A 17,077-nucleotide genomic window follows, 5' to 3' on the forward strand; every position below is an offset into this window, starting at 1 on the left:
AAGGTTAGATATAAACATGAGTATATTAATCGACAAAAACACGAAAGTTATTTGCCAAGGCTTTACCGGTAAACAAGGGACATTTCATTCTGAACAAGCCATCGCCTACGGTACGCAAATGGTGGGTGGTGTGACACCAGGTAAAGGTGGAACACAACATTTAAATTTACCAGTATTTAATACCGTTGCGGATGCGGTTGCAGAAACCGGTGCTGATGCCAGTGTTATTTATGTGCCAGCACCTTTTTGTAAAGATTCCATTGTTGAAGCAGCCGATGCGGGTATTTCATTAATTGTCTGTATTACTGAAGGTATTCCAGTATTGGATATGTTAGATGTGAAGGTGTATTTAGAAAATAATACCCATTCGCGTTTAATAGGACCGAATTGTCCTGGAGTGATTACACCCGGACAATGTAAAATTGGTATCATGCCAGGGTATATTCATAAACCCGGCTGCGTCGGTATCGTATCACGATCAGGTACTCTAACTTATGAAGCGGTTAAACAAACAACTGACTTAGGTTTGGGACAGAGTACTTGTGTCGGAATTGGTGGTGATCCGATTCCAGGCATGAATTTTGTTGATGTACTGCGCATGTTTCAAGAAGATCCCCAAACACAAGCCATTTTAATGGTTGGCGAAATTGGCGGCACAGCAGAAGAAGAAGCCGCAGATTTTATTAAAACTTACGTGACTAAGCCAGTGGTGGCTTATATTGCCGGCGTAACAGCTCCCGCTGGAAAACGTATGGGCCATGCCGGTGCGATTATTTCAGGTGGTAAAGGCACTGCTGCGGAAAAATTTAAAGCCCTAGAAGCAGCCGGTGTGCATACCGTAAAATCTCCCGCCGATATGGGTAAAAAGATTGCACAATTTTTATAATCAATTTTTCATAGGGTATGCACAGCAATGGCATTTTTGGCATGTGCCGTCTCCATGCAATAATTTGGTATATATAGTAACCATGAGGATTGCGAATTGAATGGCAATACATCGAAGAGTATAAATTTGATTTTACAGTCGATAGGTAATACCCCGCTCATTAAATTACAAAAAATAGTTCCAAATAAACAGGTATCCATCTTTGTTAAATGTGAATTCGCGAATCCTAGCGGAAGTGTAAAAGATCGTATTGTTGATTATATTATTGCCGATGCCGAACAAAACGGTTACTTAAAACCGGGCGGCACGATAGTTGAAAATACATCAGGAAATACCGGTGCCGCTATCGCGATGCTGGCAGCTGCAAAAGGCTATCGCGCCATTTTGACTATGCCGGATAAAGTCAGTCTGGAAAAACAAAATACTTTGCGTGCCTATGGCGCTGAAATAGTTGTAACTCCAACAGCGGTTGCGCCGGATTCCCCAGAGCATTATGTCAATGTTGCTAAGCGTATTGCTATGGAAACTCCTAATAGTTTTCGACTTGATCAATATGATAATCCAAAAAATCCTGAAGCGCATTATCTCAGTACGGGGCCAGAAATTTGGCAACAAACACGAGGTAATATCGATATTTTTATAGCCTCCGGTAGCACGGGTGGTACAGTGTCGGGTGTGGGTCGTTTTCTCAAAGAAAAAAAACCAGCCATTAAAGTGATTATGCCCGATCCAGTTGGTTCCATTTACTATGAATATTTTAAGAATGGAAAAATTCCAGAAGGAGGGAATTGTAATTATTTAGTCGAAGGAGTGGGCGAAGATCATATAGCCAAAGCCCTCGATTTTTCTGTATTGGATGAGATTATTCCTTTTACCGATAAAGAAGCGTTTTTGATGGCACGGCGTTTAGCCAAAGAAGAAGCGTTGTTAGTGGGAGGTTCATCAGGAGCAAACGTCTGGGCGGCATTAAAGATAGCTGCTAAATTGACCGAACCCACAACCATTGTTACTATTTTGCCCGATAGTGGGATTAAATATCTCAGTAAAATTTATAATGACGATTGGATGTTAGCGCAGCAACTTTTGTAATAGACTTCTAATCGTCAGGTTATTCGTTTAATTTTATAGAGCAAAATAACTTGTTGATGAAGGTGAAGTGCTTAAACAAAAATCATTGCATTCACGATTATATTTTATAATCTCTGCTGCTGCTTTAAAAGCCAGTTTACGCTCTTCTTTATCATTGGCATCAAAAAAATGTATACCTAAATTCTTTTTCCATTTTTCTTGCATGGTTGACGCTTTAGAACCAAAAAGTTCTTCCATGCGTTGATAAGCGACACTGCTTTGCTTTCCTTCGCGGATACGTTGCAGAAGTTCTCGTCGTGCTTCGAACTTTTCTTCATCTTCTGTTTGCTTTTTATTTTGTTGCATAAGATGTTCATTTTTAAATTTAGCAATGTTTGGATCTTCTGCTATTAAGTAGAGTTGTGATAACAGTTGTTGTAGAAAATTTAAATTAGCTTTGCATTTAGGTTGTGATTGTAAATGTTCAGGTAATTTTTTTAGTAAAAGCTCTGCTATATTCACAGATTTTCTGGTATCTGCATCGGTAAAAAATTGATAAAAATATCGATGAGCATTCTTGCGCGTGTTTTCTTTGGGTACATAGATCAAAAAATGATCTTCAATAAATATTTTTATGGCTAAGATACTACTTTCAACGACGGCAGATTGGAATTCTATTGGGAAATTTTTACGATATTCAAGCGAGCCATGATTTGCTGTAAAAACTTTTTTTAGTGCGTCTAAGTCAAATGATATTTCGGTTAAATTTTGTATGGCAAGAAATTGAAAGAGCTTAAGTGGACAAGTAATTGTTTGTTCTTGTAGCTGCGTTAATAGTAACAAATCTGTATAATCCGCATTTGATTTTGCTTTTCTTACAGGGTCTGTTAAATCGTCGTCCGTTTTTTCAGATTTAATCGCGTTAAAAACAGAAATGATTAATTGATCGATGAGATCGGGCCATTGTTCATCTGGACAAAGGCTAAGAAAATATTGGGTATTTTTCTGAAAATTTTTACTACCTCTTAAGAAACTTTCAAAAAAGTTATATCTATCTTGTGCATCAAGTTTTCGTATATAAGAAATTATTATTGCGTTTTGAGTTTCTAGCGATTGATTTATTAAGGATCGAATAAAACTATTCGAAAAAATCAAAGTAGGTGTACGTGAGAAGATAAATTTAAGCAAATGTTCTATGACATTGTCATTTAAAAAATTTGATTCAACTTTATGCATAATAAATTTTTCTTCACATTCTTGGATAGCCAAATTGAATAGAATCGATTGATTGGCTGTTAGTTTGTTGTCAGGCAAGGATAAGATGAGTGTTAATCTATCTTCTAGTAAAAATTTATCTTTTAAACGAGCGCACCATTTTAGATTTCTTGAAGAACAGTTAACTGCATTCAATTTGCTAAAATACTCACTATACAATTTTGCTGGTAGTTGCTGTAAAACAGCGTTTAATATAGGTGTACGGGTGTTATCTGGATTAAATCGCTCAAAAAACTGTACTAAGAGTTTTTTGGTAATGAGATGACTTTTTTTAGTAAAAATAGTATCAATAATTTTCTTAGCTATATTTATTTCTGATGTTTCATAAGCATATTTTTCAAAAATAAATAATAAATCAGGAAATTTGTGCCAAGGAAAATATTTGTAACCCGAGCGTTTAAGATCATCAATGAAATCTCGACATTTAAAATAAAAATCGCTAGGAGTTTTAAAAAAAGGTAGCCAATAATGCAGTAATAAAATCCAATATTTTGGGATGTCTTGATCTAAATAGTCTAAATTCATATGAGCTCCTTATCCTGGAGTTTGACTTAAAAACAATCATTATCTATCGAAGTTAAAGTATAACAAAAAATATTACAATTAGATATTTTTTATTAAAAAAAAAATAAAAAATTAAAAATTTTTTTTAATAAAAAAGATTCTAAAATTGTTTTTTTTATAAAAAACATTACTTATTAGTGAATTTTAATTTTATTTAAAGTTATAACTGGATTTAAATTCAAAAGAACAATTTGAAGAAAAATTAAATGATATATAAGAAAATTTTGAATGTGCCTTAGAGAAATGGGGCAAAAATTGAAAAACATGCTTGAGAAGATAAATTGAGTCTTTTGGAACGCACAGTAAAAAGCTTAGTTTTTTATAGTAGTTCCTTTTTTAGAAAGGATACCCACCAAAAAGCTTAAACAACGTATTTACAAAAATTTAGGTATTAATAATAGCGTGAGCATTAAACATTAAATAAAAAATGCATCACATCGCCATCTTTGACCCGATAGGTTTTACCCTCTAAACGCCACTTACCGGCTTCTTTAGCGCCTTGTTCACCTTGATAACGTAAAAAGTCATCGTAACTGATGACTTCAGCGCGAATAAAGCCTTTTTCAAAATCGGTATGGATGCAAGCAGCCGCTTGTGGAGCGGTAGCGCCTTTGTGTACGGTCCAAGCACGAACTTCTTTGACACCTGCAGTGAAATAGGTTTGTAAATCCAGTAATTCATAACCGGCACGTATCAAACGATCCAGGCCGGTTTCGCTTAAACCACAGGCTAGTAAGAATTCTTGTTTTTCCTCATCATTTAAATCAATACAATCCTCTTCTAATTTAGCGCAAATCGCCACAACTTTAGCTTTGTTTGCACCGGCATACGTTTCTAATTGCTCGAGTAATGGATTGTTAATAAAGCCTTGTTCATCGACATTGGCAATATATAAGGTGGATTTGAGCGTTAAAAAAGAGTAAGGACGCAACAACACTAATTCTTCAGGATTGAAATCAAGTTGACGTAATAAGCGACCTTGGTTTAATTCTGGAATAATACGTTCTAATAAATTTTTAGTTAGTAGTGCCGATTTGTCATTAGATTTACTGGCTTTGTTAAGACGCAATACCGCTTTTTCAGCGCTTTCTAAATCGGCTAAGGCTAATTCAGTATGGATAGTTTGCACATCAGCAACTGGGTTGACTTGGCCTGTGACATGTACAACATCGGTATCTTCAAAGCAGCGTACAACATGCACAATCGCATCAACCTCGCGGATATGTGCAAGAAATTTATTGCCTAAACCTTCACCCTGTGCAGCCCCTTGCACTAAACCCGCGATATCAACAAATTCCATCGTAGTAGGTATTGTTTTTTGCGGTTTAACAATCTTGGCTAGCGCACTAAGACGTAGGTCTGGAACTGGGACGATACCCACATTGGGTTCGATGGTGCAAAAAGGATAATTGGCCGCTGCAATACCTGCTTTGGTTAAGGCATTAAATAAAGTGGATTTCCCAACATTGGGAAGGCCAACGATGCCACATTTAAATCCCATAAAGTGTTCCTGTTATTCTTGTTGTGTATGTAAAATTTGCATCGCCTGTTCTTGTTTACCTTCGGCAAAATAGGTGAATGTGCTCAGCGCAAGTTCGATGGCTAGCTCTATTCTTTGTTTATCAGCAATAGAAGGTGTACTCAAGACATAATCATGGACACGGTCACGCTGGCCAGGATGACCAATGCCGAGTCGCAAGCGCCAAAAATCTTTGCTGTGCAAATTAGCCACAATATCTTTTAAACCATTATGTCCGCCGTCACCACCACCTTGTTTATAGCGCGCCACACCGGGTAATAAATCCAAATCATCATGGACAATTAACATGCATGCGGTGGGGATGCGATAAAAATTAGCAATGGCTTTAATTGCACGTCCGGAATCGTTCATATAGGTGTTGGGGATTAGTACGTAACATTTTCCAGCCGCGAGTGACCAGGTCGTCACCGAAGCATGAAATTTATTTTCCATCTTTAAAGCGGATAAGGAATGCTGATGTAATAGCGCATCAATGAGCCATGCTCCTGCATTATGCCGGCTTTTTACGTATTCTTTACCAGGATTCGCTAAGCCGGCAATCAGCTGTATACTCTTCGCACTTGAATTTTTGTCCGTGTTGCCGCTCAATTCACAATCCCCATCTTTATTGTGTACACCAGATTGCTGCAAAACGCGGCACTTGCCAAAAATCCCATTGCTGTGAGTAGTTAGGATGAGTTTCCATACTGAGGTTTAATTTTTGTCCTTTTCGGCCTTTTCTTTACCTTCACTGGCTGTTTGTTCAGCATCATCTTTGACATTGATAGCAGGTACTTCAGCTGATTCGGGTGCTGCGGTCAGATCCTCTTCGACAACCGCACGTGGTATATGAATATTGACCACCGGCCGGTCGTCTTCATGACTGATCGCTGCGGTTAATTCAACGCCTTGCGGTAAATTGAGCTGGGATAATAAGATGGATTCATCCAGTTCTAAGCTAGATACATCGACCTCAATGTACTCTGGAAGTGCTGCCGGTAAACAACGAACTTCGACGCTGTTGACTAGTTTGGTGAGTACACCGCCAGCGTCTTTGACACCCGGTGCATCGGCTTCACCATTAAAATGTAAGGGTACTGACATAGTGATTTTTTCTTTTGCAGATACGCGCATTAAGTCGACATGCAAGATACGCGGCTTATAGGCATGCCGTTGCAGGTCTTTTAATACCGCTTTTTGTTCGATACCATCGACTTTTATGCTTAAAATATGCGAGTAAAAGGCTTCATTTTCCAGCGCCTGCAATATTTGGTTATGTTCCAAAGAGATAGGTAAGGGCGGCTCTGCAGCACCATACAAAATAGCAGGAACGCGATTCTCAAGACGGCGGAGACGGCGGCTCGCACCCGACCCAAATACCTCTCGAGTTTCTGCGTTGAGTTCAAATTGATGATTTGTTGACATATAATTTTTTTCCTCAAATTCAAAAAATTATACTCTTCGCACTTGAATTTTTGACTGTGCTATCGCTGAATTCGCAATCCTCATGTATGTTAATACACTCCGGCTGCTTCATTCTCGCGGCGCCTTGCCAAAAATCCCATTGCTGTGAGTATCTCATCCCGCGACCAGGAATAAGTGCAGTAGTTTACGGGGATTTACAATAAAATTCCAGGTGTTTTTAGGAATTTTTACAAAAGTTACCCTGACAAATACCAAGCTATAGGATGCGGGATGAGCCTCTTAAATAAAATTCTAGCTATAAATCTCTATTTCTTTAATCTGTGGTTTTTGTCGATTAATCGATTCTCTAAATTTTATTTCATATTATCTAGTGAATTAACTTAATATTTTTTTAAGTTTAGTTAAGTATTATACTTTTAATAGGTAATAAAAAATTTCAGGAGATTTTATGAAAAAAAAATTATTTGTCTTTGATTTTGATGGAACTATCGTATCAGGCCATACGCATAATGAAATTATTAAAGAAAAAAGGGCCAACCCTGATGCTCCAGAATACGTCAATGGAGATTGGGCGGTAGTACAGGGCTTTCCAATAATTGGTTCAATGGATACTTGGAAGAATATTTTTGAAGATATAAATCAACAGGGTCATTATGTTGCCATCAATTCATTTAATTCCTTTGCTCCCATTATTCCGAAATTTCTGGAAAAAATAGGTTTAGATGAAGATTTTATTAAAGAAGATATACACATCATCGCTAAGTTTCCAGCAAATCCCGCAAAAGAAAATAAAAATGCATACATACAAGAATCTATTGCAAAAACTATTGAAAAATCTGGAGAAAAAAAGATTTTTTCAGGCAATGCAGAGGATGTTTTTTTAATCGATGATTCAAAGAAAAACATTGATGCAGCCAAACAAGCAGGTTATCAAGTTATCCATGCTAAAAAGGATGGTTCACATTTAACTGAGCTTCAAAACAAACTGGAAGAACTGAAAAAACTGGAAGAACAACCACCTGTTGTTGATCGTAATGCTAAACCAAAACAGTTATCAGAATCTGAACAGCTAAAGCAACAAAGGGAAGTATTAGAAAGCGAGAGAATAGAGAAGATTAATCAACTTAAGAATAAAGAATTATCATCACAAGAAAAATCAATTTTATCTTCAGAATTGAATGGAATTGAATTAACTCTTAAAGCAAAATATGACCGTTTAGCAGAGTTAGAGAAAGAAAAGCTTGCTGCCCCTATTGTTGATAGTAATAAACCAAAACACGTTGAATCTATTCCTAAATCTACCAAGGAACAAGGTGCAGTGTCTAAAGAAGTTACTAAACAATCACCACAGCCAACTCCTCTAGAACAAAAATTAAATATTCCTAAACTTATGGAAGCTAAGAGAAAGGAAGTTATTAAATTTTGGAATACACCACTCGAGGAAATTAATAAAACACCAACAACGGATAAACAACTACAGCAAATTTCAACCACCCCTGCAGTGGATCACAAACTTAAGGAAGAAGAAAGCTTAAAGAAGCTTCTAAAAGCTCCGCCTAAAAACGCTAATCGCTTGAAAGATTCTACAGATCAACAGAGTGCAGTGTCTAACAACATATTTCGTAATGAACTTGAGAAAAAATTGCAAGAAAGGCAAAAAAAGCAAGCAATGCAAGGAACATCTACATCCACACTTTTTAGTTCAGTTAATTCATCTACTTCGCGTGATAATACAAAAACGCAAGAAAAAACAAAAACAAAAACAGCGAGTAAACAATTTAGTTGATAATAAAAATTTATTTTTGAACAAGGAGGTTCATCAATAAAGCGAGGTTTAGTCGACAAACATCGAACTGACCGATTCTTCCGAATTAATGCGGCAAATTGTTTTCGCCAACATATCACTCAAACTTAATTGACGGATCTTTTTGCAATGCTTTGCTTCATCACTTAACGGAACGGTATCGGTGACGACGAGTTCATTGATAATTGAATTTTGAATAGTCTCTATAGCATTCCCAGAAAGAACCGGATGTGTACAATATGCCATGATTAAATGAGCACCATTTTCTTTTAAAGCTTGCGCGGCCAAGCATAAAGTGCCACCCGTGTCGACGATATCATCGACTAATAAACAATTACGATCTTTCACTTCACCGATAATATGCATAACTTCGGTTTTATTTGGACCGGTACGGCGTTTATCGATGATAGCGATATCAGCATCATTAAAGCGTTTAGCAATGGCACGCGCTCTAACCACGCCTCCTACATCCGGTGATACGACAATTAATTGCTCATTGCTTTTGTAAAACTTTTGGCTTTCCATATCTTTTAAGATTTCTGGTGTGGCATACACATTGTCCACGGGAATATCAAAAAACCCTTGGATTTGATCAGCATGTAGATCCACCGTGAGTAAACGACTAATACCCACAGCCGTCATCATATCGGCAACGACCCGCGCAGTAATTGGAACACGTGAGGAACGAATTCGTCGGTCTTGACGGCCATAGCCAAAATAAGGAACGACCGCCGTGATACGTTTCGCCGATGCGCGACGTAAGGCATCGGCAATGATGATGAGTTCCATTAAATTGGTGTTAACCGGCGGACAGGTCGGTTGCATAATAAAGACGTCTTGTCCTCTGACATTTTCTAAAATTTCTACCATGATTTCACCGTCACTAAATTGACTGACAGTGGCTTTACCTAATTCTTTGCCTAAATGTTTAGCTACTTTTTCAGCTAAAGTTCGATTAGCGTTACCAGTAAAGAGCATCATTTCAGACACAGAGGAACCTCATTGTGTTAAATATAAAGATTAGATGGATATGTATGGCTGGGGTGCTAGGATTCGAACCTAGGAATGCCGAGATCAAAACCCGGTGCCTTACCACTTGGCGACACCCCAATTTTTCATTATTTGTTGTAAAGGTGAAGTGGTTAACCCTTTACACACAAAGCCTTGATAAGGCGCTTTAATTTTTTCTAGTAGTGTTTCAGCGGCTATTTTTGTACTGAGTGTAGCAAAAATACACGCGCCGGTCCCTGATAAGCGAGCAGGGGCATAATGATTTAAGAAGTCTAAGCCTTCTGCAATCACTGGATAATCCTGCCTAACGATGTGTTCAAAATCATTATGTGTATTTAATGATCCGCTTAAAAAGGTTTGTATTTTGATGGGTGTCGTGTTGTATGTCAATCGGGGATGTGAAAAAAGTTTTGCAGTCGAAATTGTTAATGGTGGAATCATTACCACAAACCATTTTTCAGGTAACGGTATTGGGTGTAGTTTTTCACCTATTCCTTCAGCCCAACTGCTTTCACCTTGAATAAATATGGGTACATCGGCGCCGAGTGTCATACCTAAGTTTAATAATTCGTCTAAAGGCAAATGCAACTTCCATAAATGATTTAACACGACGAGTGTCGTTGCAGCGTTGGAACTACCGCCACCTAAACCGCCGCCGATCGGAATACGTTTTTTGATAAGTATATCGACGCCGGGTAAGTTTTTATTTCTATCTTGTAATAACCGTGCCGCTTTAATGGCTAAATTATCTTCATCGGGAATGACTGCTGCAGTGACGGGGTTAAGTAATGATACACACGTGCAATTAATTTGTGGATCGGCGCGTTGCGTAAAACTTAATTCATCGCAGTAATCAATCAGTTGAAAAACAGTTTGCAGTTCATGATAGTGATCGGGTCTGCGACCGGTAAGATGTAAAAAAAGATTTAATTTAGCAGGGGCAGGCCAATAGTACATGGTTATACTCACAGTAATTAGATTTTTTGGGAGTGGATCGCGTTGAAGCAACCGGGATGTATATTATATGATCGCGAGTTGAGCCGCAACGCAACCAAAAATTCAAGTGCGAAGCGTATTATTTAATGTCCCAATGGGTAAGTTTAATTCGAACTTGCCATTGGCAGTTGGATAGCTGAATACGATCGGGTAAATCAATTTTTCCGATGTTAGTAAAATGTTGATAAACAACGCGCCAACCGGATTGACGGAGTTGCATGATATGGTTATAAGCATCTAGATTAGTGGTATAACGTGATTGAGGAGCGGGTAGGCCGCGTAACCAATAATAGAATTGTGATACCGGTAAATTTAAACCTAGTTGATCGTGTAAAAGTTTTTCTGGATTTTGTGCATGATAAGTTTGTTGATGCGTAGTTAAACTGACTCGCTTAGGGTTGCCAGTGAGTACAGCACTTTGTGTGCCTAAGGGACCAAAAAAGTTGAGTTGATAATTAGGATAGTTCTGTTCCCAGCTGAATGAAGCATTGACACCGTGACCGGTTGTTTCATGGATGGCAAGGTTACCATTGACACGAAAATTTTGTATAGCATTCAATTGGGCTTTGCGTTGTGCCCAGGGAAGATAGTGATTAACTCTTTTGGGCTTAGGGAGTGGTGTAGGAGTTCGTGTAAAACTCACACAACTGCTCAAAAAAACCGCTAAAATAATGACACTAATCTTTTTCATAAAACATTTATCAGTATACTATTACATGAGGTCGTTAAGCATTCTATGCGTCTAACTCGTATCTATCAACCACAAGCTTCACACACGGGACAAATTGTAAACTTATCTAAGGAGGCTGCGGGACATTTAGTTCGTGTATTGCGTCTGCAAGCCAGTGATGTGTTTATTGTATTTAATGGCAAAGCGGGAGAATTTCCTGCCAAAATTGTTGAAATAACTAAAAGTACGGTTACCGCAGAGCTCGGTAAATTTGATGAGGTGAATCGGGAATCGCCTATGCAAATTACTTTAGCGCAAGCGGTATTGCGATCGGAAAAAATGGATTATATGCTGCAAAAAGCCGTGGAGTTGGGTGTTACACGTTTTATACCCTTGTTAACAGCACATAGTACACTTAAGTTAGCACCTGAACGTTGGCAGAAACGTTGTTTACATTGGCAAGGTGTGATGCTCGCCGCGAGCGAACAATCAGGAAGAACACGTTTGCCGAAATTAGAGAATCCTATGACCTTCGATGTCGCTACGTCTTCGATAAAAGCGGATCAGCGTATAATTTTACATCCTTGCACTAAGAAAAATATCAATTCTTTACCGCGTTGCCAGAGTGTTGCGCTACTGGTGGGTCCTGAAGGCGGCTGGTCAGAAAATGAGTTGAAGTGTGCTCGTGACGCAGATTATAATTCTATGCAAGTAGGGCCACGCGTCTTGAGAGCAGAAACGGCCGGTTTAGCGGCTGTCAGTGTATTACAAAGTTTATACGGTGATTTGTAAAAGAAGTTTAATATGGGATAATAGCTAATATTTTTAATATATATTAAAAATAATTTGATAATTTGATAAATAGGTTTATACCTATATAGGTAAATTTTATTTCATAAAGTTGCTAATAGATGCCTCAGTTAATTAATACATTTAATACTTCGCTTTAGGAAAATTAATGATACATCTCGATCCGCTTTTTTTGTCTCGTTTACAATTTGCCTGGGTAGTTGCTTTCCATATCTTGCTGCCCGCGTTTACGATTGGATTGGCGTCTTTTATTGCTGTGTTAGAAGGAATGAATTTTTTTACGCATCGTGGCATCTATTTGCGTCTTTCCACCTTTTGGACAAAAATATTTGCTATTTCATTTGGAATGGGGGTGGTGTCAGGGATCGTTATGCCCTTTCAGTTTGGAACAAACTGGAGTCGTTTCTCGGATGCAACGGCTAATGTTTTATCTCCCTTATTAGGCTACGAAGGCTTAACTGCTTTTTTCTTAGAAGCGTCTTTTCTCGGTATATTGTTGTTCGGCCGTAAGCTTGTGCCACGTTGGGCGCATTTCTTTTCTGCATTAATGGTGGCTTTTGGAACCTTATTATCCGCTTTTTGGATTTTAGTAACGAATAGTTGGATGCAGACGCCTGCTGGTTTTAAATTAATCAATGGTCGCTTTTTCCCCAGCGATTGGTTAGCAATTATCTTTAATCCTTCTTTTCCTTATCGTTTTGCACATACCGTGGTCGGTTTTTATATCACGACTGGATTTGTGGTTGTTGCGGTGGGTGCTTATTTTATTCATCAGCTGCGATTTGCACAAGAAGGTCGAAAAATGTTTTCCATGACCACCGCGCTTTTAACTGTTTTGGTTCCATTACAAATTGTTTTGGGTGATTTACATGGTCTTAACACATTGAAGTATCAGCCCGCAAAATTAGCGGCGATTGAAGCACATTGGTCGCCTGAAAAACGCGCACCCTTGACGTTGTTTGCGATTCCCGACCAGAAAAAAGAAATGAATCATGATGTGTTAGAAATACCGCTATTAGGTAGTATCATTCTCACCCATCATATCAATGGACTGGTTCCGGGATTAAAACAATTTCCTGCTCAGGATCGTGCACCCGTTGCGATTCCGTTCTTTTCTTTTCGCATCATGGTGGGCTTGGGTACGATCATGTTATTGTTCATTTTAGTGAGTTTATGGTTGCGATTTAAACATCGGCTATTTGATACAGGTTGGTTTTTGAAATCTTCTCAATACATTGCACCGATTGGTTTTCTGACGATATTAGCTGGTTGGGTTACCACCGAAGTAGGGCGCCAACCTTGGACGGTCTATGGTTTGTTAAGGACCTCGCATTCTGTCAGTCCTTCATTAACAGGTCTAGATGTTTTACTCTCTTTATTCGGTTACATGTTGGTTTATTTAATTATCTTCCCTGTAGGGATTTTTTTAATGACCCGTGTTGCCCGGAAAGGTTTTATTGAAGAACCCAATTCGCCTATTGCTGGACAACAGCCAAGCCATCCTATTTTGTCTCCGCCGGAGTATTCAAATGACAAATAATTTAATTTTGCTATGGACATTAATATTGGGGATCGGCATTTTTTTCTATGTTTTGCTTGATGGTTTTGATCTCGGTGTGGGTATTCTTTATGCATTCGCACCGCATCGCGAAGCCCGTAAATTAGTTATGAATTCAATTGCTCCAGTTTGGGATGGTAATGAAACTTGGCTAATTCTTGGAGCGGTGGGTTTGATGGCGGCATTTCCATTGGCTTTCGCTATCATTTTTCCTGCTGTTTATTTTCCTGTGCTGATTATGCTGTTGGCTTTGGCATTCCGTGGCGTGGCGTTTGAGTTTCATTTTGGTGAAAAGGCACATGTTACATTCTGGGATCGTGGCTTTAGTTTGGGGTCATTAATTGCAACATTTGCTCAAGGTATAATTTTAGGTGCGTTTATTCAAGGGTTCGCAGTTAAAGGTCGATTATTTATCGGTAGTTCTTGGGATTGTTTTACACCGTTTTCATTATTTACAGGCTTAGGCTTGGTTTTTGGATATGCTTTATTAGGTGCCTGTTGGCTAATTTTAAAAACTGAGGGTGAATTACAACGATCTGCTCGGCATCAAGGACGGATTTGTTTAATTGGTGTTATCATTGCGATGATCATTGTTTCTGTCTGGACACCCTTTGTCGATGAATCTGTGCGTCAACGTTGGTTTACGTGGCCCAATCAGCTCTATTTTTCACCTATTCCTATAATTACTGCCGTATTAGCTATAGTGGAATGGCGTTTACTCAAAAAATCTAATGATATTATGCCTTTTTTTGGAGCCTTAGCTTTATTTTTACTCGGATATATGGGTTTAGCGGTCAGTTTATTTCCGATGATAGTTCCTTTTCATTTTACGATTTGGCAAGCAACTTCTTCTCCTGAAACACAACTTTTCCTTGCTATTGGCACGTTGATTTTATTACCCATTATTTTAATTTATACGGCTTGGTCTTATTGGGTATTTTGGGGGAAAGTCCGCAGTGATATAGGTTATTGAAGAATTTTCTTTAACTATTCCTTTTTAAATTAAGCTAAAAATTTGATATGCCCTATCGTTTAGTCTTTCATTTGCATAGAGTGATTTTTAGATAAAATATCATCTTTCAAAAAAAACTACTATTTATGCTATATTACCTAATTCCTTATATAGAATTAAGGCATAACTTTGTGGTATTAAAATTTATTCCTAACGTATTTGCACATTTGGACCAGTTGCCTGACTAACGATTGGAACGATTCTGAATTTTCAAGAGTCGAATGTGTATTCAACTCATTAATTAGTGATAACTATGGCAAAAAAATCGAAACGCTTCGTTGATCCTTATGCGGCACGTGAAGCCGGTAAATATGATAATCCCATTCCTAGTCGCGAGTATATTTTAGATTTCTTAAAAAAATGTGGCCATCTGGTTAAACGCGAGGAGCTTAATCAACGTTTGGGTTTAAGCGATCCCGAACGCCAAGAAGCCTTGCGTCGTCGTTTACGGGCGATGGAACGCGATGGGCAAATTGTTTTAACGCGACGTGAAGGTTATGGTTTGCCAGACAAAATGAATTTGGTGCGTGGTCGAGTGATTGGTCATCGTGATGGATTTGGATTTTTAGTTCCTGATGATGGTAGCGATGATCTGTATTTAAGTGCGCGACAGATGCAGTTGGTGTTTCACGGCGATAGAGTTTTAGCGCGCGTCATTGGAATGGATCGACGTAATCGACGTGAAGGAGTGATTGCTGAAGTCTTAGAACGAAACACACCTTCTTTAGTCGGACGTTTTTTCAAAGAGAAAGGTGTCGCTTTTGTTGTACCGTCGAATAGTCGTATTACACAAGATATTTTAATCGGTGTTGATGATGAAAGCGCAGCAACATCGGGACAGATTGTCGTCGTTGAAATAACGCGTTTTCCTAGTTTTCGTCAGCAAGCGATTGGTCGCATTACCGAAATACTCGGCGAACATATGGCGCCGGGTTTAGAAATAGAAATAGCGATACGTAATTATAATCTTCCGCATATCTGGCCCGATTCGGTACAGGAAGAAATTGCGGCTTTACAAGCCGGTGTGCCAATGAGTGATGAGCAAGAGGATCGGATTGATCTCCAAGATTTGGCGTTTGTTACGATTGATGGTGCGGACGCCAAGGATTTTGATGACGCCGTTTATTGTGAGCAACAAAAAAAACAATGGCGTTTAGTAGTGGCTATTGCGGATGTCAGTCATTATATCAGCCCGCAAAGTGAATTAGATAAAGAAGCAGAAGCACGAGGAAATTCGGTTTATTTTCCGAATAGTGTATTGCCAATGTTACCGGAAGTGCTTTCCAATGAGCTATGCTCATTAAAGCCTAAAGTCAATCGACTGTGCATGGTTTGCGATATGTTGATTTCTAGTAAAGGAGAATTAAAACGCTTTCAATTCTATCCTGCTACCATCCACTCTAGAGCACGTTTAATTTATAATGAAGTGGCGACTTGGTTAACAACTAATAAATGTCCTCCCGCGTATAAAAATCTATTACCCCACTTACAAAATCTACATAGTCTGTACCAATTGTTACGTCAAAGGCGTGAAGCGCGCGGCGCGATTGATTTTGAGACCACCGAAACACAAGTTATTTTTGGACCCAATCGAAAAATTAAACAGATCATTCCTAGCGTGCGTACCGTGGCACATCGTATTATCGAAGAATGTATGTTACTAGCTAATGTATCCGCAGCGCATTTTTTATTGAAAGCTAAAATTCCCACTTTATTTCGGATTCATGCGGTTCCTGCAGCGGAAAAATTAGCGGATCTAAAAAGTTTTCTCGCCGAATTGGGTTTACGTTTTCCGAATAAAAAAGTCATCACACCCGAAGATTATTCAAGCTTGTTAAAATTAATTGCTGACAGACCGGATGCACATTTAATCCAAACCGTTATGTTGCGATCCTTGAGTCAAGCCATCTATAGTCCAGAAAACATTGGTCATTTTGGTTTGGCATTCGATGCATATGCACATTTTACCTCGCCGATACGTCGATATCCCGATTTATTAGTTCATCGAGCGATACGCCATGTATTAGCAAAACGTAAACCAAAGAATTTTTTCTATGATAAGGTGACTATTTCTCGTTTGGGTGAACATTGTTCGACTACCGAACGACGTGCCGACGAAGCGACACGTGAAGTATTAGATTGGTTGAAATGTGAATATATGCGCGATCGCGTCGGTGAAACCTTTGATGGCATTATTACCAATGTAACTGGTTTTGGTTTATTTGTTGAATTGCGAAATATTTATGTGGAAGGCTTAGTGCATGTCACCGCCTTGCATAATGATTATTATCAATTTGATGCGAATCGTCATTGCTTGCAAGGTGAGCGTACCGGAATAGTTTATCGTTTAGGCGACGGAATTCAGGTGAGAGTAGGGCGTGTCGATTTGGATCAACGTAAAATTGATTTTGAATTAATCGAGCCGGAAGTGCAAAAATCTGCAAAAAAAATTAAAAAATACAAAAAAAGAAAATAGCGA

Annotated in this window: 14 protein-coding genes and 1 tRNA gene; 7 read left to right on the forward strand and 8 right to left on the reverse strand. The window is 38.6% G+C overall.

The genetic code is table 11. The features are described 5' to 3' along the window. Positions 1–16: 16 nt before the first annotated feature. Both sucD and AACL18_RS03315 read left to right on the forward strand, forming a co-directional pair. A complete protein-coding gene (sucD, locus tag AACL18_RS03310) occupies positions 17–886 on the forward strand; it encodes a succinate--CoA ligase subunit alpha (protein ID WP_339051398.1) in 870 nt (289 codons plus the stop codon). Positions 887–1,012: 126 nt separating this feature from the next. Beyond that, the gene (locus AACL18_RS03315) at positions 1,013–1,975 is read left to right on the forward strand and encodes a cysteine synthase family protein (RefSeq protein ID WP_339051400.1); all 963 of its coding nucleotides are present in this window, start codon (positions 1,013–1,015) and stop codon (positions 1,973–1,975) included. Between the two features lie 33 nt (positions 1,976–2,008). Here AACL18_RS03315 and AACL18_RS03320 read toward each other — a convergent pair whose 3' ends face one another. The 4 genes from AACL18_RS03320 to AACL18_RS03335 all read right to left on the reverse strand — a co-directional run bounded on the left by AACL18_RS03320 (position 2,009) and on the right by AACL18_RS03335 (position 6,737). Then, positions 2,009–3,754: a hypothetical protein gene (locus tag AACL18_RS03320; protein ID WP_339051401.1), complete on the reverse strand. Its 1,746-nt coding sequence runs from the start codon at positions 3,752–3,754 to the stop codon at positions 2,009–2,011. A gap of 448 nt (positions 3,755–4,202) precedes the next feature. Next, positions 4,203–5,294: a redox-regulated ATPase YchF gene (ychF, locus tag AACL18_RS03325; protein ID WP_339051402.1), complete on the reverse strand. Its 1,092-nt coding sequence runs from the start codon at positions 5,292–5,294 to the stop codon at positions 4,203–4,205. A gap of 12 nt (positions 5,295–5,306) precedes the next feature. Beyond that, the gene (pth, locus tag AACL18_RS03330) at positions 5,307–5,963 is read right to left on the reverse strand and encodes an aminoacyl-tRNA hydrolase (protein ID WP_339051404.1); all 657 of its coding nucleotides are present in this window, start codon (positions 5,961–5,963) and stop codon (positions 5,307–5,309) included. A 63-nt stretch (positions 5,964–6,026) separates the two neighbouring features. After that, positions 6,027–6,737, reverse strand: coding sequence for a 50S ribosomal protein L25/general stress protein Ctc (locus AACL18_RS03335; RefSeq protein ID WP_339051406.1), 711 nt, complete (start codon positions 6,735–6,737; stop codon positions 6,027–6,029). Between the two features lie 448 nt (positions 6,738–7,185). On the opposite strand from AACL18_RS03335, the gene AACL18_RS03340 reads away from it, so the two are divergent. Then, positions 7,186–8,523, forward strand: a complete 1,338-nt coding sequence (locus AACL18_RS03340) for an HAD family hydrolase (RefSeq protein ID WP_339051407.1) — start codon at positions 7,186–7,188, stop codon at positions 8,521–8,523. 48 nt (positions 8,524–8,571) lie between these two features. On the opposite strand, the gene AACL18_RS03345 is transcribed toward AACL18_RS03340, so the two are convergent. The 4 genes from AACL18_RS03345 to lolB form a co-directional block, all read right to left on the reverse strand. Continuing rightward, positions 8,572–9,522, reverse strand: coding sequence for a ribose-phosphate pyrophosphokinase (locus AACL18_RS03345; RefSeq protein ID WP_339051597.1), 951 nt, complete (start codon positions 9,520–9,522; stop codon positions 8,572–8,574). Positions 9,523–9,576: 54 nt separating this feature from the next. Further along, positions 9,577–9,651: transfer RNA gene (locus AACL18_RS03350), tRNA-Gln, on the reverse strand. Further along, positions 9,631–10,509 (reverse strand): 4-(cytidine 5'-diphospho)-2-C-methyl-D-erythritol kinase, encoded by an 879-nt coding sequence (gene ispE / locus AACL18_RS03355; RefSeq protein WP_339051409.1) that lies wholly within the window; start codon positions 10,507–10,509, stop codon positions 9,631–9,633. The genes AACL18_RS03350 and ispE overlap by 21 nt, the downstream gene beginning before the upstream one ends. Positions 10,510–10,627: 118 nt before the next feature. Beyond that, positions 10,628–11,239 (reverse strand): lipoprotein insertase outer membrane protein LolB, encoded by a 612-nt coding sequence (lolB, locus tag AACL18_RS03360; protein ID WP_339051411.1) that lies wholly within the window; start codon positions 11,237–11,239, stop codon positions 10,628–10,630. 45 nt (positions 11,240–11,284) lie between these two features. Between lolB and AACL18_RS03365 the strand changes: the two genes are divergently transcribed. The 4 genes from AACL18_RS03365 (at position 11,285) to rnr (ending at position 17,074) form a co-directional block, all read left to right on the forward strand. Beyond that, complete coding sequence (locus AACL18_RS03365) at positions 11,285–12,010, forward strand: 16S rRNA (uracil(1498)-N(3))-methyltransferase (RefSeq protein WP_339051413.1); 726 nt, start codon at positions 11,285–11,287, stop codon at positions 12,008–12,010. Positions 12,011–12,176: 166 nt separating this feature from the next. Then, on the forward strand, positions 12,177–13,568 hold the full coding sequence (locus tag AACL18_RS03370) for a cytochrome ubiquinol oxidase subunit I (protein WP_339051414.1): 1,392 nt from the start codon (positions 12,177–12,179) through the stop codon (positions 13,566–13,568). After that, positions 13,558–14,559: a cytochrome d ubiquinol oxidase subunit II gene (cydB, locus tag AACL18_RS03375; protein ID WP_339051415.1), complete on the forward strand. Its 1,002-nt coding sequence runs from the start codon at positions 13,558–13,560 to the stop codon at positions 14,557–14,559. The genes AACL18_RS03370 and cydB overlap by 11 nt, the downstream gene beginning before the upstream one ends. Positions 14,560–14,851: 292 nt before the next feature. After that, positions 14,852–17,074 carry a ribonuclease R gene (gene rnr / locus AACL18_RS03380; RefSeq protein WP_339051417.1) on the forward strand — a complete coding sequence of 741 codons (2,223 nt, stop codon included), beginning with the start codon at positions 14,852–14,854 and terminating at the stop codon, positions 17,072–17,074. The last annotated feature ends 3 nt before the right edge of the window (positions 17,075–17,077 follow it).

Source organism: Rickettsiella endosymbiont of Xylota segnis (assembly GCF_964019545.1).
Classification (GTDB): domain Bacteria; phylum Pseudomonadota; class Gammaproteobacteria; order Diplorickettsiales; family Diplorickettsiaceae; genus Aquirickettsiella.

What these genes read in the sequence shown, in the direction of transcription:
- sucD (WP_339051398.1), top strand. Translation starts at nt 17, where the DNA reads ATGAGTATATTAATCGACAAAAACACGAAAGTTATTTGCCAAGGCTTT.
- AACL18_RS03320 (WP_339051401.1), bottom strand. Translation starts at nt 3,754, where the DNA reads ATGAATTTAGACTATTTAGATCAAGACATCCCAAAATATTGGATTTTA.
- ychF (WP_339051402.1), bottom strand. Translation starts at nt 5,294, where the DNA reads ATGGGATTTAAATGTGGCATCGTTGGCCTTCCCAATGTTGGGAAATCC.
- AACL18_RS03335 (WP_339051406.1), bottom strand. Translation starts at nt 6,737, where the DNA reads ATGTCAACAAATCATCAATTTGAACTCAACGCAGAAACTCGAGAGGTA.
- AACL18_RS03340 (WP_339051407.1), top strand. Translation starts at nt 7,186, where the DNA reads ATGAAAAAAAAATTATTTGTCTTTGATTTTGATGGAACTATCGTATCA.
- AACL18_RS03345 (WP_339051597.1), bottom strand. Translation starts at nt 9,522, where the DNA reads ATGATGCTCTTTACTGGTAACGCTAATCGAACTTTAGCTGAAAAAGTA.
- ispE (WP_339051409.1), bottom strand. Translation starts at nt 10,509, where the DNA reads ATGTACTATTGGCCTGCCCCTGCTAAATTAAATCTTTTTTTACATCTT.
- lolB (WP_339051411.1), bottom strand. Translation starts at nt 11,239, where the DNA reads ATGAAAAAGATTAGTGTCATTATTTTAGCGGTTTTTTTGAGCAGTTGT.
- AACL18_RS03365 (WP_339051413.1), top strand. Translation starts at nt 11,285, where the DNA reads ATGCGTCTAACTCGTATCTATCAACCACAAGCTTCACACACGGGACAA.
- AACL18_RS03370 (WP_339051414.1), top strand. Translation starts at nt 12,177, where the DNA reads ATGATACATCTCGATCCGCTTTTTTTGTCTCGTTTACAATTTGCCTGG.
- cydB (WP_339051415.1), top strand. Translation starts at nt 13,558, where the DNA reads ATGACAAATAATTTAATTTTGCTATGGACATTAATATTGGGGATCGGC.
- rnr (WP_339051417.1), top strand. Translation starts at nt 14,852, where the DNA reads ATGGCAAAAAAATCGAAACGCTTCGTTGATCCTTATGCGGCACGTGAA.